This is a genomic window from Paenibacillus zeisoli (assembly GCF_003994465.1).
Lineage (GTDB): Bacteria > Bacillota > Bacilli > Paenibacillales > Paenibacillaceae > Fontibacillus > Fontibacillus zeisoli.
Window position 1 is genome coordinate 1 of sequence record NZ_RZNX01000010.1, and the last position, 26264, is coordinate 26264.

At 47.5% G+C, this 26264-nt stretch carries 25 protein-coding genes; 21 read left to right on the forward strand and 4 right to left on the reverse strand.

Annotated elements, in window-relative coordinates:
- Nucleotides 1-138: 138 nt before the first annotated feature.
- Nucleotides 139-1488: an Nramp family divalent metal transporter gene (locus tag EJP77_RS17285; RefSeq protein WP_127200512.1), complete on the reverse strand. Its 1350-nt coding sequence runs from the start codon at nucleotides 1486-1488 to the stop codon at nucleotides 139-141.
- Between the two features lie 314 nt (nucleotides 1489-1802).
- Here EJP77_RS17285 and EJP77_RS17290 point away from each other — a divergent pair, with 314 nt between their 5' ends.
- The 12 genes from EJP77_RS17290 to EJP77_RS17345 all read left to right on the forward strand — a co-directional run bounded on the left by EJP77_RS17290 (nucleotide 1803) and on the right by EJP77_RS17345 (nucleotide 13299).
- Nucleotides 1803-2081 (forward strand): hypothetical protein, encoded by a 279-nt coding sequence (locus EJP77_RS17290; protein WP_127200513.1) that lies wholly within the window; start codon nucleotides 1803-1805, stop codon nucleotides 2079-2081.
- A gap of 171 nt (nucleotides 2082-2252) precedes the next feature.
- Entirely contained in the window at nucleotides 2253-2675 is a 423-nt protein-coding gene (locus EJP77_RS17295) for a thiol-disulfide oxidoreductase DCC family protein (RefSeq protein WP_127200514.1), read from the forward strand.
- A 167-nt stretch (nucleotides 2676-2842) separates the two neighbouring features.
- Entirely contained in the window at nucleotides 2843-4003 is a 1161-nt protein-coding gene (locus tag EJP77_RS17300) for an AAA family ATPase (RefSeq protein ID WP_127200515.1), read from the forward strand.
- A complete protein-coding gene (locus EJP77_RS17305) occupies nucleotides 4000-5265 on the forward strand; it encodes a TadA family conjugal transfer-associated ATPase (RefSeq protein WP_127200516.1) in 1266 nt (421 codons plus the stop codon). The genes EJP77_RS17300 and EJP77_RS17305 overlap by 4 nt, the downstream gene beginning before the upstream one ends.
- Nucleotides 5243-6040 carry a type II secretion system F family protein gene (locus tag EJP77_RS17310; protein ID WP_185897388.1) on the forward strand — a complete coding sequence of 266 codons (798 nt, stop codon included), beginning with the start codon at nucleotides 5243-5245 and terminating at the stop codon, nucleotides 6038-6040. Before EJP77_RS17305 ends, EJP77_RS17310 begins: the two co-directional genes overlap by 23 nt.
- Before the next feature lie 12 nt (nucleotides 6041-6052).
- Complete coding sequence (locus tag EJP77_RS17315) at nucleotides 6053-6925, forward strand: type II secretion system F family protein (protein ID WP_246021927.1); 873 nt, start codon at nucleotides 6053-6055, stop codon at nucleotides 6923-6925.
- A gap of 38 nt (nucleotides 6926-6963) precedes the next feature.
- The gene (locus tag EJP77_RS17320) at nucleotides 6964-7158 is read left to right on the forward strand and encodes a Flp1 family type IVb pilin (protein WP_127200518.1); all 195 of its coding nucleotides are present in this window, start codon (nucleotides 6964-6966) and stop codon (nucleotides 7156-7158) included.
- Nucleotides 7155-7814, forward strand: a complete 660-nt coding sequence (locus tag EJP77_RS17325) for a TadE/TadG family type IV pilus assembly protein (RefSeq protein ID WP_127200519.1) — start codon at nucleotides 7155-7157, stop codon at nucleotides 7812-7814. Before EJP77_RS17320 ends, EJP77_RS17325 begins: the two co-directional genes overlap by 4 nt.
- Nucleotides 7815-7846: 32 nt before the next feature.
- A complete protein-coding gene (locus EJP77_RS17330) occupies nucleotides 7847-10054 on the forward strand; it encodes a hypothetical protein (protein WP_127200520.1) in 2208 nt (735 codons plus the stop codon).
- Complete coding sequence (locus tag EJP77_RS17335) at nucleotides 10023-11003, forward strand: TadE/TadG family type IV pilus assembly protein (RefSeq protein ID WP_127200521.1); 981 nt, start codon at nucleotides 10023-10025, stop codon at nucleotides 11001-11003. Before EJP77_RS17330 ends, EJP77_RS17335 begins: the two co-directional genes overlap by 32 nt.
- A gap of 18 nt (nucleotides 11004-11021) precedes the next feature.
- Entirely contained in the window at nucleotides 11022-11528 is a 507-nt protein-coding gene (locus tag EJP77_RS17340) for an A24 family peptidase (RefSeq protein ID WP_127200522.1), read from the forward strand.
- Nucleotides 11529-11547: 19 nt separating this feature from the next.
- A complete protein-coding gene (locus EJP77_RS17345) occupies nucleotides 11548-13299 on the forward strand; it encodes a DUF6382 domain-containing protein (RefSeq protein WP_127200523.1) in 1752 nt (583 codons plus the stop codon).
- A 49-nt stretch (nucleotides 13300-13348) separates the two neighbouring features.
- Here EJP77_RS17345 and EJP77_RS17350 read toward each other — a convergent pair whose 3' ends face one another.
- Both EJP77_RS17350 and EJP77_RS17355 read right to left on the reverse strand, forming a co-directional pair.
- The gene (locus tag EJP77_RS17350) at nucleotides 13349-14263 is read right to left on the reverse strand and encodes a TIGR01777 family oxidoreductase (protein WP_127200524.1); all 915 of its coding nucleotides are present in this window, start codon (nucleotides 14261-14263) and stop codon (nucleotides 13349-13351) included.
- A 183-nt stretch (nucleotides 14264-14446) separates the two neighbouring features.
- Entirely contained in the window at nucleotides 14447-14917 is a 471-nt protein-coding gene (locus EJP77_RS17355; protein WP_127200525.1) for a DUF2621 domain-containing protein, read from the reverse strand.
- A 157-nt stretch (nucleotides 14918-15074) separates the two neighbouring features.
- Here EJP77_RS17355 and EJP77_RS17360 point away from each other — a divergent pair, with 157 nt between their 5' ends.
- A complete protein-coding gene (locus tag EJP77_RS17360) occupies nucleotides 15075-16196 on the forward strand; it encodes a deoxyribonuclease IV (RefSeq protein WP_127200526.1) in 1122 nt (373 codons plus the stop codon).
- 28 nt (nucleotides 16197-16224) lie between these two features.
- A complete protein-coding gene (purU, locus tag EJP77_RS17365) occupies nucleotides 16225-17124 on the forward strand; it encodes a formyltetrahydrofolate deformylase (protein WP_127200527.1) in 900 nt (299 codons plus the stop codon).
- A 94-nt stretch (nucleotides 17125-17218) separates the two neighbouring features.
- Here the strand turns inward: purU and EJP77_RS17370 are convergent, their stop codons facing one another.
- A complete protein-coding gene (locus EJP77_RS17370; RefSeq protein WP_246021929.1) occupies nucleotides 17219-17806 on the reverse strand; it encodes a GbsR/MarR family transcriptional regulator in 588 nt (195 codons plus the stop codon).
- Between the two features lie 326 nt (nucleotides 17807-18132).
- Here EJP77_RS17370 and EJP77_RS17375 point away from each other — a divergent pair, with 326 nt between their 5' ends.
- From EJP77_RS17375 to tkt, 7 genes are all read left to right on the forward strand, one after another.
- On the forward strand, nucleotides 18133-18960 hold the full coding sequence (locus tag EJP77_RS17375; RefSeq protein WP_185897392.1) for a carbohydrate ABC transporter permease: 828 nt from the start codon (nucleotides 18133-18135) through the stop codon (nucleotides 18958-18960).
- 13 nt (nucleotides 18961-18973) lie between these two features.
- Entirely contained in the window at nucleotides 18974-19816 is an 843-nt protein-coding gene (locus EJP77_RS17380; RefSeq protein WP_127200528.1) for a carbohydrate ABC transporter permease, read from the forward strand.
- A gap of 58 nt (nucleotides 19817-19874) precedes the next feature.
- Nucleotides 19875-21200, forward strand: a complete 1326-nt coding sequence (locus EJP77_RS17385) for an ABC transporter substrate-binding protein (RefSeq protein ID WP_127200529.1) — start codon at nucleotides 19875-19877, stop codon at nucleotides 21198-21200.
- Nucleotides 21201-21202: 2 nt separating this feature from the next.
- Complete coding sequence (locus tag EJP77_RS17390) at nucleotides 21203-22687, forward strand: CehA/McbA family metallohydrolase (RefSeq protein WP_127200530.1); 1485 nt, start codon at nucleotides 21203-21205, stop codon at nucleotides 22685-22687.
- Nucleotides 22688-22727: 40 nt separating this feature from the next.
- Nucleotides 22728-23489: an HAD family hydrolase gene (locus tag EJP77_RS17395; protein WP_127200531.1), complete on the forward strand. Its 762-nt coding sequence runs from the start codon at nucleotides 22728-22730 to the stop codon at nucleotides 23487-23489.
- A 24-nt stretch (nucleotides 23490-23513) separates the two neighbouring features.
- A complete protein-coding gene (locus EJP77_RS17400) occupies nucleotides 23514-23846 on the forward strand; it encodes a DMT family transporter (protein WP_127200532.1) in 333 nt (110 codons plus the stop codon).
- Nucleotides 23847-24199: 353 nt separating this feature from the next.
- A complete protein-coding gene (gene tkt, locus EJP77_RS17405; protein WP_127200533.1) occupies nucleotides 24200-26236 on the forward strand; it encodes a transketolase in 2037 nt (678 codons plus the stop codon).
- The last annotated feature ends 28 nt before the right edge of the window (nucleotides 26237-26264 follow it).

The following is a 26264-nucleotide window of genomic DNA, read 5'->3' on the forward strand; positions in this document are numbered from 1 at the left end:
GGTTCGAGTCCTCTCGACCGCATATTGAATTGAAGGAACGATCTTTTTGCAGATTGCAAAGAGATCGTTCTTTTTTATCTAAGATATAAGAAGGCCCCCGGTCTCCCATTAGAGGAGTTCGGGGGCTTATTTTCGAGCTTATGAAGTAATCGTCTGAACCAGCAAATAAACATTAAGTGTAATAATGATTCCTGTTACGACCCAAGCTAGGATGTTAATCCACGTTTTGTTGGCGAACTCGCCCATCTTTATTTTACTGCCCGTAAATTTCACCAGAGGAACAACGGCAAAAGGGAGCTGTAAGGAAAGAATGACCTGGCTGAAAATCAATAAGTCCTGGACTCCAGAATCTCCATATATGGCAGTTACGATAACTGCCGGTATAATGGCGATCAAGCGCGTAATTAGACGGCGCAGCCACGGCTTGAGTCGGATATTAATGAAGCCTTCCATTACAATTTGACCCGCAAGTGTACCGGTAAGCGTCGAGTTCTGACCTGAGGCCAGAAGGGCTACTGCGAACATGATGCTTCCCAAGGTAGTTCCTACAATTGGTGTTAGCAGATGATAGGCATCACCGATGTCCGTAACTTCGGTCAGACCGCTGGTATGAAAAGCTGCTGCCGAGACGATGAGAATCGCGGAGTTAATAAATAGTGCAAAAGTTAAGGCGATCGTCGAATCCCAGGTCATATACTTGATGGCTTGACGTTTGCCGATGGCTGACTGGTCAAATTGACGAGTCTGAACGATAGAAGAATGCAGGTATAAGTTGTGAGGCATGACCGTAGCCCCGAGAATAGCAATGGCGACATAGAGCATCTGTGGATTGCTGATCACTTCAGCACTTGGAATATAACCCGTAAGAACACTCCCCATATTCGGACCTGTAAGGAACAGATCAATACCAAAGCAGACGGCAATGGTTGCAATCAGCACAATGATTAGCATTTCAAGGAACCGGAATCCTTTATTCTGCAGGATCAGAATCAGCAGGACGTCTACCGCGGTTATGATGACCCCGTATAGTAAAGGCAGGCCGAATAATAAGTTGAGCGCAATGGCGGTACCAATGACTTCTGCCAGATCACAAGCCGCGATGGCCAGCTCACACAAAATCCACAGTCCCCAGACAACCGGTTTGGAGTAATTGTCTCTGCAGGCTTGCGCCAAATCCTTCCCTGTGACAATTCCGAGCTTACCCGCCAGGGACTGAAGAAGTATAGCCATCAGGTTGGAAATTAAAATAACAGAGAGCAGCGTATAGCCGAATCGCGAGCCTCCTTCGATATCCGTTGCCCAGTTGCCGGGGTCCATGTAGCCAACGGCCACCATGTAGCCGGGCCCTGCAAAGGCCAGGAACTTTCTGAACCACTTGGCATTGGTTGGAATCCGAAGAGAGCGATGCGCTTCCGGAAGCGATGGAAGTCCTTGATTTGATCTCCAGCCGGGCAAACGCCCAGCGGTACTTTCTTGCAAATCCTCCATAGAAATCACCTCTTCATTGATAATTTAATCCGTTATTAGTGCTTTCACTCATATTGTACACCTACAATAGTTTTTGTCTAGGGAAACTTTTTGGTGAAAACGTTTTATTGCTAATTATTTTTAATGGGCTGTGATGCTTCGTGTTCAAAGGCATTTGTCCGGTATTTATATGTATGCCGCTCCGGAATAAAAGGCTACTTGGCCAGCAATAATAATAACGAACAATATTTAGCTTAGTTGACATGCCGCCTAAAATTATTTAATATGTCTAAGTACTGAAAAAAGATCGAAATTTAATTAAACGGGTGATGAGCATGTCTTACAGACCAATTGTTGAGAACGTGACCGAAGCCAGCAGCAACCAGAAGGATGGCTTGTACGAATTTATTGTCAAAATGGTCGATGGAACGAAGTGCCGCGTGTTCTATCATCGCTATCCGGAATGGAAGCTTACGAACATTAGCCGTCTTCTTCAAAGTCCTTGCCCGATTTGCCGCAAAGATTTCATTTGCAAATGCATGGATAACTTTGCCGGAGATATCGGACAACAGATCGTAGACGGACAATATTTGGATAAAGCGGAAGCCAAATAACACGGGCGTTAGGCAGATAAACAAGGTGCGGGGGTTAACCTCGCGCCTTTTTTCTATTAAGATAATAGAAGGTGCAGTACTGACCAGTGTAGCGCTCTTCTTTATATTTTAACCAAATTCTAGGTTGTCCTTGCACTTTGTATAAGCTGATACACAGGTAGGAGGGTGGATATGAGCCGTCTCAATCATATTGCAGATCAAGGACCGATTGTATTGGTAGACGGGGTTTGTCATCTGTGCCAGGGACTTACGAAATTCCTAATTAAACGTGACCATGCCGGGCGTCTGCGGTTTGCGTCCCTGCAATCGGACGCGGGGCAAAGACTTCTTGAACAAGGCGGGATGCCGCTTGATTCGTACAGTACATTTGTATTTATTGAAGACGGGCACTATTACACAGGTTCCAAGGCGGCTCTGAGACTCGCACGATTGCTCCCTTTTCCGTGGCCATTGTGGTATGTATTCGTCGTAATTCCGCCCTTCATTAGGGATGCGGTGTATGATATTGTTGCACGCAATAGGTATCGATGGTTCGGCAAGGATGATGCCTGCATGGTCCCGACTAAGGAGATCAGGGAAAGATTTCTGGATTAACAGATTAGCTGATAGTCAAATGTATAATAAGGACTTGCTAGCTTTATATAATTATGATATTCTAACTGTAAAATTAAGGAACAACGGCAACGGAAGCACCGTTCATGAACCGAGTTATCGGTTTTTGAACGGTGCTTTTTTTTGTTGTTCATTAGGGGGATGAGTAGATGGTTCCTGTAAGGATTGTGCTTGCCGTGCAGGATGAATTTTATATTGAAGCGTTAATGCATTACGTCAGGTGCAGTGAATTCAGCCAGAAGATAAGGGTAACGGCGTTTAGCAAGGTAGAGGCCTTTGTGAAGAGAATGATGGATGCCGGTGAAGTGCCTGATGCAGTTGTAGCAGATTCTATGTATCTGGAAGCCTGGACTCCTCCGGCAGGAGAGAGGGAGATACTCAGAATAAGCCTCATTGAAGGAGAGCGTGATAGGCAGGAAGGTGTTGTTGTTCTACATAAATATCAACCGCTGAAGGAGCTGCTCACCTCCATACTGACGGCTGTGCAAGGCCAGCGAAAGCCTTTGGCAACCCCTTCTGGCAGCACAAGTGTGATCGCAGTCTATTCGGTTAGCGGAGGCAGTGGCAAGTCAACTACAGCTCTACAGCTTAGTAGACAGCTCAGCTCAGAAGGGCTGGAGGTGCTGTATCTGAATCTGGAGAGTGCTGGAAGCGGGCTCTCCGAGGCTTCAGGAAGACAAGAGCAAGATATGAGTGGACTGGCCCGTCTTCTTTATGATCTGCAGGCTGCGGAAGATAAGGGGGAGAGGCTGGCCCTGTCTGCTGCAGATTATGTCATCCGTCAACCTGCGCTTCAGGTGGCTATGTTCGAGCCGCTCTCAAATTTAAATGAATTATTGGAACTTTCCCGTGAACATACGATGCGGCTTATTGATTGCCTTGTCAGCAGCGGTATCTATGACTATATCGTGCTGGATACGGATAGTTATCCGTCTGAGAGAACCGAGGGGATACTGGAGCGCTGCGATCAGCTGATCTGGTTGATCTTGGATGATATCGGCTCTGTTCACAGGACTGACCGATGGCTTGCTCACCTTGAGCGAACGAGGGGGGATCTCTATACGGCTCTAATTCAGAAGTCTATTTTCACTGTCAACCGGTACCTGGGAAATCTGGTGAACCAACTCCCGCTTGAGAAGGTAGTTCCTTATCTAACTCTGCCTTATATTCCTGCTTGGAAGCAGTTGGATTCCTGGGAGGTGCTGTTTCGTTCGCCGGAATATCAGCGTGATCTGATGAAGCTGTGCAGCCAGATTATGGAGGTGTCAGGCAGCCGAACTGATCCTGTGCTAGGAGGAGAATGGAAATGACGGAGCAGTGGTTCAGACAGCTTCGCGGCGAGATTAGAGCAGGTCTCGATGTCACTTCAAGTATGAGTGACAGTGAGCTCATGGAGCATATCGAGCTCCGGGTGCTTCGGGATAAGCAAGTCAAAGATCTGACCGCGGCGGATAAGAGGAAGGTAGTTCGCAGAGTCTACGATTCTTTTCGGGGACTAGACGTTCTTCAGCCTCTGGTGGAGGATAAGTCCATTACGGAAATTATGATTAACAGCCATCAGGAAATTTTTATCGAGCGTAAGGGGCATGTGAGCCAGATCGATATGAAATTTGAATCCAGAGAACGCCTTGAGGATATTATCCAGTCCATCGTGTCGGCAGTGAACCGCGTAGTGAATGAATCGACGCCGATTGTCGATGCCCGTCTCAAGGATGGATCACGGGTGAATGTGGTACTTCCGCCAGTTGCGCTGAAGGGACCCACCATGACGATTCGTAAATTCCCTGAGCAGCCGATGACTATGAATGATATTGTCGCTACTGGATCACTGAGCGAAGAAGCGGCAGTATTTCTCCAAGATCTTGTTCGGAGCAAATATAATATCTTCGTCAGCGGAGGAACAGGCTCGGGAAAGACGACCTTTCTGAATGCTTTATCTCAGTATATCCCTTCGGATGAACGTGTGATTACGATTGAAGACTCGGCAGAGCTGCAAATTACGACCGTCCCTAATCTTGTATCGCTGGAGACACGCAATTCGAATACAGAGGGCAAGGGTGAAATATCTGTTCGGGATTTGATTCGGTCTTCTCTGCGTATGCGGCCCAACCGGGTGGTCGTGGGCGAGGTGCGGGGGCAGGAGGCACTTGATATGTTACAGGCAATGAATACTGGGCATGATGGGAGTCTCTCTACAGGCCACGCGAACAGCACGTCTGATATGATCAGCCGGCTGGAGACTATGGTTCTGAGCGGAGCAGAGCTTCCGATCCAGGTGGTAAGGCAGCAGATCAGCTCGGCCATTGATATTTTTGTACATTTGTCCCGCTTAAGGGACCGTTCCCGCCGGGTGACTGAGATTTCAGAGGTGATAGGCATGAAGGACGGGGAAGTAATTCTGAACTCGATTTATGGTTTTAGGGAGACTGGAGAACAGGGAGGACGTATTCTTGGCGGACTAGTGCCAACGGGTAATTCTCTTCATCATACCTCCAAGCTTAGCATGGCAGGACTTCCAGGCAATAAATATGAAAGGGAGCGGCTGCCTAATGAAAGTTCATGCCCAGCGTAGCCATACACCCGTGAAAAGCAGTGCTGCATCAGTACTCCCCGATTACAAGGTGCACATTCTATCACCCCGTCAAAAGACGATCAGTATGATTGCAGGCGGAATCGTGCTTTTTACGGTAGGATATATATTCTTTCATGCCTGGCTTCTGTCCGCTATTGTGGGGATTGGCGGAGTACATGCCCCTAAATTCTGGAGTAAGTATCTTCTGACAAAAAGAAGAGAGGCGCTGTCCCTGCACTTCAAACAGGCTTTGTACTCTCTTTCTTCTTCGCTAGCGGCAGGCCGCTCGGTTGAGAATGGATTCCGCGAAGCGATCTCTGATCTGCGTCTTTTATATCCGGATGCACGAAATGATCTCATTTCGGAGCTTCATATTATTTGCACAAGAATGGAGTATGGGCAGCCTGTAGAGGAGGCGCTGCAGGATTTTAGCCAGCGTGCGGGGATCGAAGATATTACGAATTTTGCCGATGTGTTCACAACCTGCAAAAGAACAGGTGGCGATCTCGTAGAAATTGTGCGGCGGACCTCCGGCATTATTAGCGAGAAGCTGGACATCAGCCAGGAAATCTCCGTCATGATTGCACAAAAGCGATTTGAGTCCAAAGCGCTGCTCGGAGCACCGATCTTTTTCCTGCTGTTCATGAACTTCTCTTCACCGGACTATATGCAGCCCTTATACAGCGGTATTGGACTATTCATTTCGGGGATTGCTCTGCTCATGTTCGGAGGGTGCTTCTGGCTGATCAATAAGATTATGAATATACGAATATAGGAGGGCGCTTGATTGCTTACGTGGATAGTTGTTCTAAGTACACTCGGCGCCAGTTGGGGACTCTTGTATCACAAATCAGCACGATCTTTCAAGGACTGTGGAGAATTCCAAATGGATGGCCTCAGACTTCAGAAGCTGGCTCCCCCCATGCTCTACTTGTTGGATAGAGTGCGGTTTGCCGGACGCTTTCCGATGTTCTTTTTCAAAGTACAGCGGTCAGTCCAGAAAATGTGCGGAGAGCGTAGAGTAGGTGATTTCACGCTTATATTTCTGGCGGAGATGCTTTCCTATTCATGGCTTATGCTGACTGCAGGCACCATATTCTCTCTTCTCATGGGAGGGGATCCAGCTGGGTTTGGAATTGGAGTCATGCTTGCCGTGCTGATCCCGGCAGCGTTGGTTACAGATTTGCACCGGAAGGTCGTTAGAAGGGAACAGGAGATCATTGTGGAGCTCCCGGAACTGCTGAATAAGATTATTCTGCTTGTTGGGGCCGGGGAGACGGTGCAGAAGGCAATTCGGCATTGTCTTGAGCGCAAACGGGATCAAGATAACCACCCTCTCTACCGAGAATTGCTTCAAATGTCACGCGAGATGGATAGTGGATATTCGTTTCAGCAGGCCTTGGAAAGCTTCAGCAAACGCTGCGGCATACAGGAAGTATCCGCTTTTACCACGGCAGTGCTGCTTAACTTCCGTCGTGGGGGGAGCGATTTCGCACTCGCTCTTCGTGACTTGTCTCATTCTTTATGGGAGAAGCGCAAGGCGGTCAGCCGGACCCGCGGAGAGCAGGCCTCATCCAAGCTTGTGTTCCCTATGCTGCTGCTTTTTTTGATCATTGTTGTTCTGGTTGGTACACCGGCCTTTATGGCTATGAGCTTATAAAGAGATTAACTATTTGAACTTACTTAGGAGGAAATAGAATGTTGACGACAATTCAAGGGAAAATGAAGCGGTTGTGGAAGGATGAGAAGGGGCTCGGGATGCTTGAGATTATCTTGATCATCGCGGTAATTGTAATCATAGCCGTTATTTTTAGAGAACAGCTCTCTAATATTGTTAAGAACTTGTTGTCAAAGGCAGGATCGAAGACGGACGAATTTATGGATGGAGAATGATCCAAAGACTGAAGAGAGATATAAGAGGTAGTTTTACGCTTGAGGCCTCGTTAGTCATGCCAATTGTTCTGATGTGCACGATGCTGCTGCTGTTTCTCTGCCTATACTTGTACCAGACCTCCATTCTTCAGCAGACAGCTGCTGTTGCGGCTGAACGTGCGGCCAATACCTGGGATAACAGCTACAGGGATGCCCGAACGGGCGCCGTGCAAGCAGATAAGCATGATGGATTGTACTGGAGATTAACGGACGACTCGATGGTACAGGCTTTGTTCGGCTGGGCGGGCGGTGGGCAGCCATCCTCTCTCTCCCTGCCCTCGAGTGGGACAGGTGATTCACTGGCTGCAACCAAGCTAAGTCATACAGGTCAAGAGGTGCCATCACACATTAATGGAACGATGGAATACAGCAGGAATCTGCTGTTCAGAAGGGTGACTGTTTCGCTGGATAGGCTAATTCACCTAGCTCCACTGGAACGAGCCATGGACAGCGATCTGAAGCAGCTTGGACAAGCGTCCTCCTATGTTGTTGAACCCACAGAATGGATTCGTACTGTTGACCTGGGGAGGTACTATGCTGCCAAATTCAAGAGCCGGAAGGGATCGGGAGCAAGCTCGAAAGAAGCTGGAGCGGCTCTGAAGCAGTATGCCAAATAGAGTACCGGTCAGGAGTGAAAGAAGGGGAGTACATGTTTGACAAGGAGCGCTCTGAGCGCGGTGCTGTAACTATATTTTTGATTATTATTTTTGCTTTCATCTTTGCATTTGTCTCCATATTTATTGATTACTCACGAATGTCGGCTCTCCAGGCCCAAAGTGAGCAGATTTCCCATGCCGCGGTACGCTCTGTTCTCTCGGCTTACGACCCGGATCTCCTTGATCGCTATGGTTTATTTGCTTATGGAGGAACCGACGAGAACTACATTATGTCTAAAGTGCTTAAAGATGAGTTCAGCCTGCTCACCCGCAGTGATGACCTGTCGATTATGAAGGCGAAGCTGGATAGCTCATCGGTTCAGCTGGAGCGGCCGCTGGGAACCTACCCGGTCTTTACCCAGCAGATTCGTGAACAAATGAAATATAAGGCTCCCATTGACTTCACGATTGAGGTCGTGAATAAGTTTAAACCGATGTCGAGCGTGATGAAAGAAGCTTCCAATACGGTGGATGTGATGGGTAAACTTCAAAAGCTTTATGATGAGCGTGAGGATAAGCTTAATCAGCTGGTCGACCACCAGAAGAAATCTGCGGCCGCGGTACAGGAGCTTTCTTCATGGGTGACAAGTAGAGGGACCTCATCGATTCCGGATGAGCCGTTAAATGGAAGCATCTCTTCCCTAAGGGATGCAGCAGCGCAGTTCGAAGATTACAAATCCAAGACAGAAGAAGATAGTAAGAGAAAGCCAGTAGATAGAATGTATGATACACAAATTTCGTCCTATACAAATGGAGTTTCACAAGCTTTTAATCATGTAACCAGAGGTCACAGAAATGCGGCAGAGAAGCATCAAGATCATCTCCCTGCTGCCAAAGAGCTTGCTGAGCAAGTCAAGCTCATTAATGACCAGATGAAGCAAGTAATTATAGATTCAGAGAATCGCTCCGCGAATAACGGATATGACCAGGTAGGCACAGGTGTATCTGGAGCAGACCAGGCGGGAAGTGAAGAGATCAGGAAGATTAGGGAGCAGAGCAGGAAGCTTCTTCTTCCTGATAGTCTGCTTACCCAAATAGAGACGAATATTGAAGATCAAAGAGTGAGCTTTACTCGTCTTGATGGGCAAGTAAGTAGACTTCTAACACAGGAAGGATCGCTTCATAGCATTACAGGCAGTTCAGGGCCAATCAAGAATTCGATTATGACTACAGGACAAGAGGCAGATAATTATCTTCGAAAGTTTGTGGACTCGGGCGGAGCGCTAGATCAAGAGTCGAAGCAGATTGAGTCCTATAGAAGTTACGATGAGGCCCGTAAGAAAACGGAGCAGGAAGCTAAGGGAAAGCTTGAACAAGCTGGAAACATACTTAAGCAGTTATCCGGATTGAAGGATAAGATGGATGCCAAGCAAGAGGAGTTTAATACTCTCGAAGGCTATTTCAAAGAGAACATCAATTTAAATGCCACGGGCAGCTCCGGCGGGGCAGGCCAGGCCTCTTCAAGCAGTGACCCTTACGCTTCAGGCCAGCAATCGATGGACAATATGGATAGTCTATATGGATCTATGTCATCCCTTCTAAGCGGAATGACAGATAATTGTTACCAGATGGAATACGCAGCCGATTATTTTGAACACTTTGATGTGACGAAGCTGAAAGACATCGTGAAGAGCGGCGGCTCAGGTTCGCTTAACAGCGTGTTAGATCAATTTGGCCCTGAGCAGCAGGAAATGGAGTATATCCTTTATGGCTTTCATAACCCTGGAGGGAATGTTGCAGCGGCCTATGGAGAGATTTTTGCATCCAGATTGGCAGTTAGAACCATGGAAGGCTTTATTAAGAACAGCTCGGCGGGCAATCCACTGTTGATACTTGCCTTGGCCCTGCTGTACGGCATAGAACATGCTATTCAGGATATGGTGACCCTGTGTGAGAAAGGGAGTATCCCTCTAAGTGATTATTTCAAGGTTGAGCTTAGCTACCGGGATTATTTAAGGATATTTATGCTTCTTCACGGACAAAGTGATGAGCGGCTTTCCCGAATGCTTGCTTTGATCAGGCTTAATACCGGAATTAACCCTGATCAGCGGAACACTTATATTTCGAGTGAGGTTACGATCGCAATGCCGCTGTGGTTTTTGCCAGGGGTAGCCAAAGCCCTCAATGCGTCCGGAGTTCTTGAAGGACGGGTGGAAGGGAATCAATATTATGCGGTTAAAAAAGCGGACTACTCCTATTAGAGCGTGGCGTAATGTCCGGGGAAGTATTGTACTTGAGGCGTCGCTTGTACTGCCTGTATTTCTGCTGTTTATATTTTTTCTTATCTATATGGTGCAGATGACCGTGATTTCTACACAAATGCATAATGTGGTCTCGAATGCGGTGAAGCAGGTGTCTACTTCGATGTATCCTATCGCGCTGGCTGTTAAGTCCCAGGAAGATAAGGGAGAAGGGGAGGAAGACCAAGTCAATCTTCAGATGCCCAAAGTTTCATTATCCGAATGGGCTGCCAAATTCACCTCGCAAATGCAGCCTCCATTCTCGGATTGGGTTAGGGAGGCTGCTGCCAAAGGAGATGAACCGCTGCAGGATCTTAAGAATCAGCTGTCTGAAGCGCTTCTTGATCCAGTGATAAAGCCGCTGCTGCACCCTTTTACGGAGGGTACGATTCTTAACGAAGATCGGATGCATGTCAGTCAGGTCATTGTGCCGGATTTGAAGACGGGTAAGAACCCCTACTTTGGCCTAGAAATCAGCTATGAATTGCCTATTAAAGTGCCGTTCACCTCGGATAAGATTGTGCTTCAATCTAAAGCCGTGGAACGACTCTGGATTGGGGATACCAATGAGCAATCGGATGATAATGCGGCTGGGGAAGGAGCAGATAAGAAGGGTCAGGCGGCCGTGGTCTTGTCCAAGCCCGATCCTGCTTATACGGGGAACCAGGCACTTATTCAGGCAAGAGCCGAGCCTGGCAGTAAAGTGACTTTAACTGTGTACTACAAGAGTGGCAAGAGCGTCGCAAAATACCTGGGAGAAGCTGTTGCGGATTCATCAGGCAATTTGGAATGGAAATGGCTGATATCCGGGAACACCACACATGGGACTTGGACGTTTGTGCTGGAGACAAATGAAGGTGTGCGGACAACGGATAGTTTTCAGGTGACTGGAAAAGGCAGTAAGAAGTAAGTAATCGGAGGAGACTTTATGGAAATAGGATTTGTGGGTTGTTTGATTTTTCTGCTAGCGGCCTTTGTTACGGATATTAGATATATGAAGATTCCGAATAAGCTCACGGTTCCTGCGATGATAACGGGAGTAACGTACCAAATATGGACTGATGGCTGGGTCGGGCTTGCTAGTGGGCTTAAAGGGGCAGGCGTTGGATTCGGGATCATGCTAATCCTGTACTGGAGCGGAGCGGTAGGAGGTGGAGATGTGAAGCTGTTCGCAGGAATTGGGGCCTGGATGGGAACGGGCTTTACAGTTACCTCTCTGGTCTACTCTATTATTTTTGCCGGAGTCTTAGGCCTCGTGATTCTGATCTGGAGAAGAGAAGCCATTCGAAGGGTAAGAGGAGTGCTGAATAGTGTAATGGGGGCCATCATCCTTAGAGGGCTTGGACCCCTTAAGAGCAAGGAGAGCGATATGCTGAGCTTTCCCTTCATGCTTGCGGTGTTGCCAGGTGTGTTGACTGCTTACTACTACTTGTAAAGTTTAAGGAGGTCTTAAATTGCTAAGTTTGCAGACTGATTACGTACGCAGTGGCGGAACATATATGGTTCTCTCAAAAGAAGAGGGGCTCGTGCCAACTGAGCTCAGCCGAGTACAGTGCGGTATGATCGCTTCCACAGCAATTCCGCATCTGCTCCAACTCGACGTAAAGGAAGTCGATCTTAAAGTAAGTTTCCATTACGATATTACCGGCAAAAGAATGCTGTCGCAGTGTATGAAGAGTGAGAAGATCAGCATGCCGGAGTTCTACGTTCTCCTTCTTCAATTGGTAAATGCTCTGGATGAATCCAAGCAGTATATGTTACAGCCAGCGAATTACTGGCTTGAGGAGAATTACTTATTTGTAGACGGCAGCTTGAATTTCGGGAAAGTATTTCTTACGTACATTCCTGTGCAGGAAGAATTTAACTCGGAGCCGATCCAGAGTCAGATCCTCTCATTGATCATGAAGCTCATCACATCGGTATCCGTACTTGAGGGGACAGGTGTACAGAAAATCATGCAGTTCTGCGGAAGTGACCTGTTTTCCCTGGCTGGGTTTAGAAAGCTCCTCCGGGAGCTGCTTGCCGGAGATGGCGAGAAGAATTATCCTGAAGCTGAGAGTTCCAAGCGGGCTTTAAATTCTAACCATGAGCTGTTCATGAACAAGAGAAATCAGACAGTCAGCCAACCTTTTGCAAAGAACGCAAGCAGAAGCCTCCACCCGCTTGACCCTCCTATGAAGAGCATTATCCATGAGACGAATATGAAGAAGCAGGAAGAGGGAGACAATTCAGAGAGAGAGGAGCCGACGCAGGCCAAGAGCTCATCTTCAATTCGTACCTATGTCTTATTAGGGACAGGACTCTTTGTGGCACTGTTGTGGAAATTATTATACCTCGATAATCCCGGTACCTCTGGACTATACATGTGCGGGGGGATCAGCATTCTGGTGATTGCTGCAGTAATCTGGTTCTTAAGTGGACACAGACCTTTAACTGACTTGGGCAGTAAATTTAAGTCCAGACATGAGGAAGTAGAAGGTAACGGAGGATATGCAGGATCTTCTGTTGAACAGGCAGCTGGAGATCAAGGGAGATGGGGTAAATGGAACCTCGATGAATTTCTGAATGAGAATAAAAAAACAAACGAAGACACAGTTAGATCGAAGAGCTGGGATGAGACAGAATGGCGGTGGAATGATCAATTCCTGGTCCGGGAGCAGGGTGTAGCCAGCAGCTCATATCCGGCAGACGCAGAAATTCCTGATTTTAAGGAAACACAGAGTGGCGCACATAGTCCCGTAAGCTATGCCCCCACTAAAGCACCAGACTTAAGAAATGTGAATCATTCTGATGATGGAAGCAGCAGCTATTACGATCAGCTCAGCGGGAAGACGGAAATGCTTGCACCATCAAGACAAGCTACAGTTCTGCTTAATGGACAGGGAAATACGGGTGATCATCCCCAAACACCTTATCTGGAAAGGGTTGAGCAGGGAAGCGGGAATTCCGAGAAAATTATCCTTTCAGGAGTTACCTTTGTGATCGGCCGATCTGAGGAGGTCGTCCAATATGTTGAGAGGGCAGTTGGGACTTCACGCGCTCATGTTGAACTGACCATTCAGGGCAGGAAATGCTCAATTAGAGATCTGGGCTCAAGGAATGGGACCAAGCTTCAGGGGGAGGTTATCGCTCCATATAAGGAATACCCTCTTGAAGTTGGAAATACGTTCTCGATTGCTACAACAAGCTTCAAGCTATGCATGTGATAATACGCAGGGCCATGTCATTGTACTTTATATGTTCTCTTTTAAACCATTATTTCTGTCCTTTTAAATCATTAAGAGCTCCCATCAAAGTGGGAAATTGAAAAGTGAATCCAAGCTCCAGTGCTTTGCGGGGCATCACCCGCTGTCCGTCCAGCAGCAGTGTGGATTGCTCTCCTAACAGAGTCTTAAGCAAGAGAGCCGGAAGGGGGAACCAGTAGGGGCGATTGATTGCCTTTGCAGTTGTCCGGCCGAACTCCTCATTAGTTACAGGGGAAGGGCTAACGGCGTTGATGGGCCCGGCGACAGCCGGATTCATGACGGAGTAATCTATTAACCGAACCATATCCTTCAAATGAATCCAGGACATCCATTGCTGGCCGGTACCCACTCTTCCGCCTATCCCCAGCAGATAAGGCAAGCGCATAAGCGGATAGGCTCCTCCTTGATTGCCTAGAACCACACCGGTTCGCAGGGTGACCAAGCGAATAGCCTGGTTCGTCAAAGATTCGGCCTCATGCTCCCATTTCAAAGTAACTTCGGATAGGAAGTCCTGCTTAAGTGTAGGACTGTTCTCATCGAATACCTCAGTTAGTGAGGTTCCGTAAATACCGACTGCCGAACCTTGAACAATAACCCCAGGCTTATTTTGAAGCTTACCCAACAGGGCTGCGATCGCTTGAACTGATTGAAGTCGTGAGTCAAGAATCCTCTTCTTGCCTTTCTCTGTCCAACGCTGATTAAGTGAAGAGCCTGCCAAATTGACCAATGCATCCAAGCCTTCCATAGTCTCAGGTGACTTTTTGAGTTCTTCCCAGGTAATATACGTTGGGTTAGTAGCAGCCCTATTTCGATCAGATGCCGGACTTTTGCGTGTAACTATAATAATCTCATGACCTTTCTCTAGCCAGTAGGACACGAGAGCGCTCCCGATAAATCCGGTTCCTCCGCAGACAGCCATCCTCATATTGACCCCTCCTTTAATGAATGGAATTATAAACAATGACTACTTACTATTCACGATATAGGTATGTAATTAAATCCATACTAATAGGCACTTTCATCTGGCTACACTAAGCTTATAAAAAGAACCCACCGAGGCGCTAGGCCAAGAGGGTGGGTCCATTCAGGTCTTTCAAGCGAATCTCTATCATTTATTCATTAAGTGCTGGTAAGGCGAATAATCAATCTCATTCTTCTTAAGAAACTTAACCAGGAACTTGTTGTCACGCTTTGGCGTCGCTACAATATATCCTTTGATACAGTGATCACGAGTCACTTCAGATGCGCCGCTCTCTATCGCGATTTTGCCAATTTCAGCAGCGATGGAGTGTTTGGCAATATCCCGAAATGCCTGAGGGACGGGGGAAACCAGCTTATCCAGAAAAGCTTTGGCGTCGTCGGTCCACATCGGGCGGCTTCGCTCAACCCAGTAATTCTGCCAATCCAGCTTGGACTTGCCATCTGCCTTTGGCAGCACTTTCATAAATTTGCGGAACATGAAGAATCCGCCAATGGTCATGGCACCCAGCATAATAAATCCCCAGAAAACAATGGAGTTCATGAACCAGCGGTCAGGCGCAGACGACACCGCGATCGAGAAGACGTTCCAATGATACATCTATACTTTCACCTCAAATTTTCAAATTCACAATCAGTCTGTACATACCGGCACATTCGATTAATTATTAGGAATTATACCTTATTTCTAGATTTATTTCGATATTCACGCTAAAATATACTGAATCAAATTCATTAACTAAGGGGGATACAAAGAAGTGCTGAAGATCGGTTCCCATGTATCGTTATCCACTAAGGGATTGCTAACTGCCACGGGCGAAGCAGCCTCATATGGCTCAAGCTCTTTCATGATATACACAGGCGCACCGCAAAATACCCGCCGTAAGCCTGTTGACTCGCTATTTATTGAAGAAGGCAAAGCGGCTATGGCTGAGGCTAATATAGACGAGATTGTCGTACATGCCCCTTACATCATAAATTTGGGTTCTTACAAGGAGAATACATACCAATTGGCGGTCGATTTCCTTAAGGAGGAAATTCGCCGTACGCATGCATTGGGTGTAAGGAACATTGTGCTTCATCCGGGCGCATTCACGGACAAGGATGTAGATTATGGAATCGACCGTATTGCTGCAGGACTTAATAAAGTGCTGAACGGCACAACCGAGACGGATGTGAGCATTGCTCTTGAGACTATGGCCGGAAAAGGAACCGAGGTTGGACGAACTTTTGAGGAGATTGCCCGGATCATCGATCAGGTCGAGCATAAGGAACGTCTGACGATCTGCATGGATACGTGTCACATTCACGATGCCGGCTATGATATCGTTAATAACCTGGATGGTGTACTGGACGAATTCGACAGAATTATAGGTCTGGACAGAATCGCAGTGGTGCATATTAATGATAGTAAAAACCCGGTTGGTGCAGGAAAAGATCGCCATACTCCGATTGGCTCCGGCTGGATTGGATTTGAGGCGATTCGCCGTGTGGTCCACCACGAGAAGCTTCAAGGCCGTCCATTTATTCTGGAGACGCCTTGGATTGGCAAAGACGCTAAGACCCAGCGTCCGATGTACGAAGTGGAAATTGCCTTGCTTCGCGGAAATGTGGCCGAGCGTTTCGGAGAGAGCTTCCTATCCGACGTTGAACAAGTTCATGCATTCTTTAATAAGCAGGAAATTTACCCTCGTGCCTTCATTATCAGTACCTGGGAACTGCTTAAAAGTGATGCGAAGGCCAAAAAAGCAGATCCGCGAGAGCCGCTGGAACGTCTTTATGACGCTGTAGTAGAAGCGGGCTTGTTCCCAGAATTGACAGAAGAACAAATCAATCAGCGTATTATTGCCTGGCTGGCAGTAAATGAGCTTACGGTTTAGGTAAATTTAAGGAGGATTTTTGTAACAAATGGACACTCACATTAAAGCAGGTCTTCAGCCTGTAAAAGAATATCAACAACATCGCGCACGTATGCTGATTTCCTGTCCCGACAGTCCGGGAATCGTAGCAGCCGTATCCCACTTTCTTCATCAGCACGGAGCCAATATTGTTCAATCGGACCAATATACGATGGACCCGGAGGGCGGCATGTTCTTCATGCGCGTCGAATTTGACCTGAACGATCTGAGCGGCAAGTTGATGGGGATCAAGAGTGATTTTCAGGAAATAGCGGACAAGTTCCAGATGGATTGGAATATCTTCCCTCTGAACGAGAAGAAGAAATTGGCCATCCTCGTGTCGAAGGAGGATCACTGTCTCGTTGAGCTGCTGTGGCAGTGGCAGGCCGGTGATCTGGATGCGGAAATTTCTATGGTCATAAGCAATCACGCGGATATGCGGGAGTATGTGGAATCCTTTGGAATCCCATACCATCATATTCCGGTTACTCCCGATACGAAGAAAGAAGCGGAGCAGCGCCAGCTTGAACTGCTAAACGGGAAAGTCGATCTGATCGTGCTCGCCAGATACATGCAGATCGTCTCACCGGCTCTGATCGAGCCTTACCGGAATCGGATCATTAATATCCATCACTCCTTCCTTCCTGCGTTTGTCGGGGGTAAGCCTTATGCTCAGGCATATGACCGCGGCGTTAAGATCATTGGCGCAACCGCTCACTATGTAACCGAAGAACTCGATGGAGGTCCAATTATTGAGCAGGACGTTCAGCGTGTCAGCCACCGTGATAATGTAAGCGAGCTGAAGCGGATTGGCCGGACTATTGAACGGGTAGTACTGGCCCGTGCGGTAAAATGGCATATTGAGGACCGGATTCTCGTTCACCAGAACAAGACGGTCGTGTTTAACTAACAGAGATATATAATTAAAAGGCACCCTGGCAAGAACGGGATACAATCTCGTCTTTTGCACAAGGTGCCTTTTGGCATTCAGATTCTATTTGTATTCATTCACGGTCAAGATCGCTGGAGACTTCCCGCTTAACGATATCTTTGGTCTGCTCAAACAAATGTCCATCTTGGAGCATATCGATGAACTGCTGCATCCAGCTGTAGAACTCAACGGAGTGATAGAGTTTGTGTAGATCCTTGAGCGCATTCTGGCGGATATCCTCTGGAGTATCCGGATGAAGAATTAATTCTTTTAGATCGGGAAGGACTTGCTCAATGGTCTCCATCATCACATCTCGTTCTCTCTGAAGTTTAGTGGAGAAAAAATTGCGAAAGGTAACGTAAAAGTCACTCTGAGCACGGTACAGGTCCTTACGGTCTCTCTTGGTATCCAGCTTCTCGATCATTCGTGAGTCCAGCAGTGAACGGGCGGCATAGCTCATGTTGCTCTTGCTCATTCCCATTTTGTCTTTCATCTCTTCCAGTGTCATGGGTTCGTCCTCAAAGAACATGGTCCCATAAAGGGCACCGGCCGATGGAGTCACTCCATACAAATCCATAGTGACACTGATGGCCCCGATAACCCGGTTTCTAAGTTCGATCCACTCTTTATACTTTGGCTCATCTTCTCTCATGGCTTCCATACCTACCCACCATCCGAATTCAATAATTGTTGAATCTTTGTTCATTATAACGGCTATTTTGAACTATTACCTAGTAAAACTACTACTTTTACAATTTTAATCAAAAACATGTCGAGAATTTACCTGGTTTTGACCCTTGATTTTAAAATGAATGTACAATATTTATTATACACAAGAGTTATTAAGCGGATTATACGGCTTATTAATTAACAATTCAAAAAAAACTGTACATATGGATAGATAGGGGCTGTTGTAAGTTGAAGTTGAAGTTGAAGAGATTTCGCAAATGGGGAGAAATACAGGTTCTGTGGTTCGCCATACCCGCAATGATTCCATTGACCGTCTTTTGGATCCTACCTATGTTCTACATTATTTATCTGAGTATGACGGATTGGGATCTCATGAGTCCTGTTAAAACCTTTGTGGGACTTGAAAATTACACTTATCTCTTTAAAGATCCTGAATTCTACCAATCATTACAGACGACCTTGATCTTTACGGTGGGAAGTGTGATTCCGACCATGATCGGGGGTCTTTTGCTGGCCCTTCTACTTAGCAGCAAGCTGGCGGGCTCCGGCATATATCGAGCCATTATTTTCTCCCCATGGGTTACACCGACGGTAGCGGTATCTATCGTATGGGCCTGGATATTCGAGCCGCGTTCAGGAATGGCTAATGCCATTCTCAGTGAATTAGGCATGCAGACGGTTCCCTGGCTGCAGAATTCCGTTTGGGCGATGGTTGCCATCCTCATTGTGACTATTTGGAAAGGGTTAGGCTGGGTCATGGTATTCTATCTGATTGCCCTGCAATCCGTACCTGAGAGTTTGAGGGAGGCGGCACATATGGATGGTGCCGGGAGATTAACCTGCTTCTTCAAAGTCACTCTGCCATTGATCTCACCAACTACATTCTTTCTGTTCATCATTCAGACGATAGATTCCCTGCAGGCTTATGACCAGATCAATATTCTAACGCAAGGCGGTCCCGCGGGCTCAACGCGTACGGTGTTATATCTGTACTATCAGGCTGCCTTCGACCAGTTTAATGTGGGCCAGGCCTCGGCAGTCGCACTTTTACTCGTAGTCTTTACCGCCTTATTCTCTTTAGCATCCATGTTCATGTCCCGTAGAAGTGTTCACTATTTATCGTAAAGGAGATACCTCCATGAAATTAAGTCAATTGCTTCCGCGGCTCTCTCGTCACGCTTCTCTGCTTGTAATTAGCTTCGTCATAGCATTTCCATTCCTGTGGATGATCACAAGCTCGTTAAAGTCTGATGGGGAAATTCGACGCTTTCCGCCTGTGCTATGGCCTGAAAGGCCACTTTGGCACAACTTCTCAGCAGCCTGGGAGGCGGCTCCTTTTGGACAATATTTACTAAACAGCGTCCTAGTTGCGTTAGTGATTGTCCTAATCCAGATCATCAACTCGGCTATGATGGCTTATGCATTAACACATATGAATTTTCGGTTCAAAAATGCACTCATGGCGATCATTCTAACGAACTATATGCTTCCTGTATCCGCGACTTATCTACCGAGCTACATTATCTTGTCCAAGCTTGGTCTCATTGACACTTACACTGGGCTTATCATTTCCAATGCGGTCAGCATTTTCTCCATCTTCCTGATTCGTCAGGCTTTCATGCAGCTGCCCAAGGAGCTCGCTGAGGCGGCAAAGATTGACGGAGCGGGACATGTGCGTATCTTATTCTCAATTTTGTTTCCGCTTGCGCGATCCTCTTTTATCATTTTGGCACTACTGACCTTTATTACGAACTACAATAACTATTTCTGGCCCATGCTGATTACGAAATCGCCGGAATTAAGTCTGGTATCTGCGGGTCTCAGGTCCTTCTTTGTCGAGGGTGGGGGTTATGGTATGAAGTGGTCACTAATCATGGCAGGCAGCACTTTTACCATCCTGCCGCTGCTCATCCTGTTTGTTATTGCCCAGAAGTGGATCATTAAGGGGGTGAGCAATGCCTTCAGTGTGAATAAAGGATAGGAACCCATACAAATTCATCTTCAATTAAATTAGAGAAAAGTGGAGGTTAGTGAAAATCATGCGTAAATCTAAATCTATTATGGCATCCATTCTAGTACTTACTTTTATCCTTTTGTCCGCCTGCGGGAATAAGGGTCAAGCGGACTCGGCCGCCAAAGCGGCTGCAGGTGCCGCTAAAAGCTCGGAGCCTGTTGAAATTGAATTCTGGTACGGTCTTGGGGGTAAGCTTGGTGACAATATGAAGCGCTTGATTGACAAGTTCAATTCTTCTCAGAAGGAAGTTGTGGTGAAGCCCGTTGTCCAGGGGAACTACGATGAGACCAAGAAGAAGCTGCAAGCCGCAATGGCTTCCGGGAAGGTTCCTGCCGCTGTACTTTCTTCTGATATCAGCTGGGCTAAGAAAGGGCTATTCGCTCCGCTGGATGATCTTATTGCCAAGGAAGGATCTTTTAACAAAGACGACTTCATCCCAACCTTCCTGGATCAAGGGAAAACAGACAACAAACAGTACTTTATCCCTATGTATGGGACGACTCAACTGCTCTATTACAATAAGTCCATGTTTGAGAAGGCTGGGGTAACTGCCGAAGATATGAAGACCTGGGAAGGCCTAGCTGAAGCCGCTAAGAAATTGACGGTAAAGAGCGGTGACAATGTTAGTGTGTACGGCTGGGAACCTATGTGGGGTTACGAGAATCTGCTGGATGCCGTTCTCTGCAAGGGCGGCAAAGTGATTAGTGAGGACGGCAAGACTATCCTGATCGACAGTCCTGAATGGATTCAGACCTGGGACAGCTTCCGCAAATGGATTCATGAAGACAAGACGATGGCTATCCATTCCGGGGGTCAGGGCTGGGAATATTGGTATAAGACCATTGATGACGTCATGCAGGACCGTGCAGCAGGATACACAGGATCAAGCGGAGATCAGGGCGACTTGGATTTCACCAAATTGGCTGCTGCTCCGCAACCAGGTTGGAATGGACATACACCAGCTCCTGTAGCGTCAGCCATTCTTGCAGGTATTCCGGCAGCAGCATCACCTGAGCAGCAGGCGGCGGCAATGAAATGGTTCACTTTCTTCACAAGCGCACAGACTACAGCCGATTGGTCCATGAATACGGGGTATATCGCTGTTCGGAAATCAGCCATGGAAGAGCCGGCGTTCAAAGCTTTTGCTGAGAAAAATCCGCAGAGCAAACAGCCACTCCTGCAAGCTCAAACTGCCTCGGCCCCATTCATTGATCCTACTGGCGGGAAGATTACGGATGCACTCAAAATCGCTGCCGATAAGCTGGAAATTCAAAATTTACCGGCAGATCAAGTGCTTAAAGAGGCTAAAGATACAGCACAGCGCGAACTAGATCGTGTGCAAGGGAAATAATCATGAGATATCAGGAGATTGTAATCGAACAACAGGGACAGCAGGGAATCTTGTTTCATCACTCTTTCACGCTGGACAAATCTGGGGAATGGCTCGCGCTGCGAGCTGTTCACCCTCTCACACAATGGCTTCAGATATGGGTTAAAGATCCCCAGGGAACCATGCGGCTCCAGTATCTAGGCAAAGGGGAGGAGAATACACTTCTCCTCACAGCTGGGGCAGAGGATTCAAGCTGTGGCTCGGTGCCCGGAGCGATACCAGAGGGGGATTGGAGCGTTCAAGTGCTGGCGGTTAATCGTGAATCGGCCCCGGCGTACACTCTTCACATTCAAGCTGGGGAAGGAACACCGGAGATTGAGGGAACGCTTCATCCGGTAGGTGCGCAGTTATGGAGCAGTCTGTCTGCTGCATCAGGGGCACTAAATTATGAGAATTATGATTGGAACCGGATCTTCTCCAAGGAATCCCGGTGGTACCGCGGAGACTTCCATATGCATACTAGACTTACAGACGGGAAGCAGACGGCAGAGGAATTAAATGCTCAGGCAGTCAATCAAGGACTGGATTTCATTGTAGTTACCGAGCATAACTTTCTAACCACTGGCTGGCCGGAATCCGATCTGCTGGTTATTCCGGGGGTTGAAGTCACCTCCAGCCAGGGTCACTGCAACATTCTGGGCATTCGCAGATCGATTGACTGGATTAAAGATGGAGCAGCGCCTGTTTTTGAATCCGCGGCAGGAATGGAGTGCATTCTTGCAGAAGCGCGAAGCCAAGGTGCGGTGTGCAGCTTGAACCATCCGGAGCTTGCCCCTTGGGACTGGCAGCTGGATGTGCGTCTGGATGCGTTCGATACGATTGAGATCTGGAATGATCCAACCTTTCCGGATAACGAAAAGGCGACAGAAGAGGCTTTGAAGCTGTGGGATATTCTCTGGAAGAACGGAGTTATCTTGTGGGGCATTGGAGGAAGTGACACGCACAATCTTCCGCATGAGAGCTATGTTCCGGGCGGACTTCCCTCTTTGGTTGGCGACCCTGTCACCTGTTTGTGGAGTGACGAGTTGTCCGTTCAGGGAGTTCTTGATGCAGCCCGCTTGGGCAGAAGTTACGTAACAAGGGGTCCAGTTCTGGAGCCGCGTTTATATCAGAATGATTTGGCATATAGGCCTGGTGATCATGTGCTGCAAGAAGAACAATATAATTCACTATCTCTATATGAATATGAACTCCATGTACAAGAAGCCGGCGAGGGAAGCTATATCAGGTGGATGATCGATGGGCAGGAGATAGGCCGAACCGGATGTGGTCAAGAAGGGACCTATACCTACTCCTTTACATGGCCATCTGGGGAGTATCACTTCATCCGGGCAGAGATCCGTAACTCGTCAGGAAGTCTGTTGGCTTTTATCAACCCGATCTACCAAGGAACCCCGGTACCCAAGCTGAGTACCTGGGGGGAACTGAAGGCACAGATGAAGAACTAGGGAATGGGATATTGAATTGCAAATAAAAGGGGAGCCGGGAATGCCGAAGCTCAGAGTATCAGGCCGGGAATATGAAGTAGATGGCATATTGTTTGATAAGGATGGCACACTGCTTGAATTTCTGCCTCTATGGGGTAGATGGGCAGAGTTCTTGACAGACCAGGTTGCAGAAGCAATCCGCAGCATCGGAGGATTCCCGGTTCCGCTTGAAGTCAAGCGTGAATGGCTGGGCTTGGACATGAATGAACATGGCCGGATTACCGGATACGATCTTGGAGGACCGTTATCGATGGCTTCCATACCGGAAATTGAAGGCATACTTGCCTGGCAGCTGTACAAGCAGGGATTACCCTGGAATGAAGCTATAGCTAAAATTCGTATTTTCCGTATGAGAGCCACGAAATATATTGAACATGAGCGTCCTGTCTTTCCGGTGCAGGGGCTTCAAGGATTTCTCAGTCAATGCAATGAACTGAACGTACCGCTCGGTGTAGTTACTGCAGACCAAACCGATGAAGCGGTCAAACACTTAAGCTGGATGGGCATAAGCGGTTTTTTCAAAACTATTATGGGAAGTGACCTTGTATCTGAGGGAAAGCCCTCTACTGAAATTATCTATAAGGCATGTGGAGAACTGGGGACTGCTCCTGAAAGGACAGCTTTAATTGGGGATACCAGCGGGGATATGCAGATGGGGCAGGGTGCAGGTATGGCTGTTACGATCGGGCTCAGCCGAGACGGCAGTATATTGCATGGCGCGAAAGAAATGATAACTACTTACGAGGCTCTTGTAATTAATTAGGATATATCAAAGGAATGAAGCAAAATGGGCTGGTTATACTTAGGTGCTGCCATTATTCTGGAACTTACCGGTACCATGACTATGAAATATTCAGAAGGTTTCTCAAGGCTCCTGCCTTCGATTCTCATGTTTGTTCTATACGGATGCAGTTTTACCTTCTTGAGCTTCGCGGTTAAAACACTGGAGCTGAGCATGGCCTACGCCATCTGGTCCGGTCTGGGTACCGTGTTGATTACGACTGCGGGTGTTATTCTGTACGGAGAACGAATAAATTTGTTGAAAATTATTTGTGTGGCTTTGATTATTCTGGGTGTGGCAGGACTTCGTCTTACGTCTATTTCTGGCAAACCAGGTTGAAATAATAATGAATTAATTGGCCTTATCGAGATCATTCGGGCGTACGTTGGTGCCCCCGGCTCGGATAAGGCCTTTTTAATATTAACAGCATACCAGACAACTCGTATAGATTGGCCGTGCTTAGGGAAGTTGTAATCTAGTAGGATTTTGCTCATTCTGTCAGGAGGCATAATTCCTGTGCGAAAAATGGCGAGATAACGCGTTTCGTGGGATTTATGAACAGACAGTATGGAAATGGACCCCTTAATTGTGGTACAATGCATAAATAAGTCAAAATGACTTTTTCAATTTGGACGTTATGTTTGATCCCTTAATCAAACTTATCTAAAGACCTTTGAGGAGGAAACAATTTAATGGCTGATCAAATCAAGGAAATCGCTGACAACAACGTAATCGATAATTTGTCGATTGCCACAATCCGTACTCTCTCAATTGATGCAATTGAGAAAGCAAACTCCGGTCACCCGGGTATGCCGATGGGATCTGCTCCTATGGGCTATCAATTGTTCGCAAAAACAATGAACCACAATCCGGATCATCCGACTTGGATCAACCGTGACCGTTTCGTATTGTCCGCAGGACATGGTTCGATGCTTCTATACAGCTTGCTTCACCTTAGCGGCTATGATCTGTCCCTTGATGATCTGAAGCAGTTCCGTCAATGGGGAAGCAAAACTCCGGGTCACCCTGAATTTGGGCACACTGCCGGCGTAGATGCAACAACTGGACCACTGGGCCAAGGTATTGCTATGGCTGTTGGTATGGCGATTGCAGAAGAGAACCTGGCTGCGACATATAACAAAGACGGCTTCAAAGTCGTTGACCACTATACTTACGGCATTTGCGGCGACGGAGACTTGATGGAAGGGGTATCTGCTGAAGCTGCATCCCTTGCAGGTCACTTGAAGCTTGGCAAATTGATCTTCCTGTATGACTCCAATGATATTTCGCTCGATGGCGAGCTTAACCTGAGCTTCTCCGAGAATGTTAGACAACGTTTCGATGCTTATGGCTGGCAGACTTTGCTGGTTAAAGACGGGAACGACCTGAGCGCAATCGCAGCTGCGATTGAAGAAGGTAAGAAGGACACAGCTCGTCCAACTCTTATCGAAGTGAAGACCGTAATCGGATACGGCAGCCCGAACAAACAAGGTAAAGGCGGCCACGGCGGTACTCACGGTTCACCACTTGGTGCGGATGAAGCTAAGCTGACCAAAGAATTCTACAAATGGGTATACGAAGAAGACTTCTATGTACCTGATGAAGTACGCCAGCACTTTGCTGACGTTAAGAAGCGCGGTATTGAAGCGAACAAAGCTTGGGATGAGCAGTTTGCGAAATACAAAGCAGAATTCCCTGAACTTGCTGCACAATTTGAGCAGGCTATTGCCGGCGAACTTCCAGCGAACTGGGATGCCGAGCTTCCTAAGTACACTTCCGCAGACAAAGCGCTTTCTACTCGCGTAGCTTCCGGTAATGCACTTAATGGTCTGGTAAAAGGAGTTCCACAGCTTCTCGGCGGATCTGCTGACCTTGAGAGCTCTACAATGACTCACTTGAAAGGCCTTCCGGTTCTGACTTCGAACAGCTACGAAGGACGCAATGTGTACTTTGGTGTTCGTGAGTTCGGTATGGCTGCTGCTATGAACGGGATTGCTCTTCACGGCGGACTCAAAATCTTCGGAGGTACGTTCTTCGTATTTACAGACTACCTGCGTCCAGCAATCCGTCTTGCTTCTATCATGGGTCTTCCTGTTACTTATGTACTTACTCATGACAGTATCGCGGTTGGTGAAGACGGCCCGACACACGAACCGATCGAGCAGCTTGCTTCGATTCGTATTATCCCGGGTCTGACTGTTATCCGTCCGGCTGATGCTAACGAAACTTCGGCAGCTTGGGCATATACGACAGAGAACAAGAGCAACCCGGTTGCTCTGGTACTGACTCGTCAGAACCTGCCTGTGCTTGAGAATACGGCAGAGCTTGCCCGTGAAGGAATCAAACGCGGTGGTTATGTAGTATCCGATGCCAAAGACGGTAAGCCGGTTGCTCAGCTGATCGCTACAGGTTCTGAGGTTCAGCTTGCAGTTAAAGCTCAAGCAGCTTTGGCTGAAGAAGGTATTCAAGTTCGCGTTATCAGCTTGCCGAGCTGGGATCTGTTCGACAAACAGGATCAAGCTTACAAAGATTCTGTTATTCTCCCAGAAGTTAAAGCTCGTGTTGCCATCGAAATGGCTCATCCGTTTGGCTGGGAGCGTTATGTTGGCGAGAAAGGCTCCATTATCGGCATCAGCACGTTCGGTGCATCCGCGCCTGGTGACAAAGTGATTGCTGAGTATGGCTTCACTGTAGAGAATGTTGTCAAACACGTAAAAGCACAACTGTAATCAACGATAAACGACCGAAAAGGGGAAC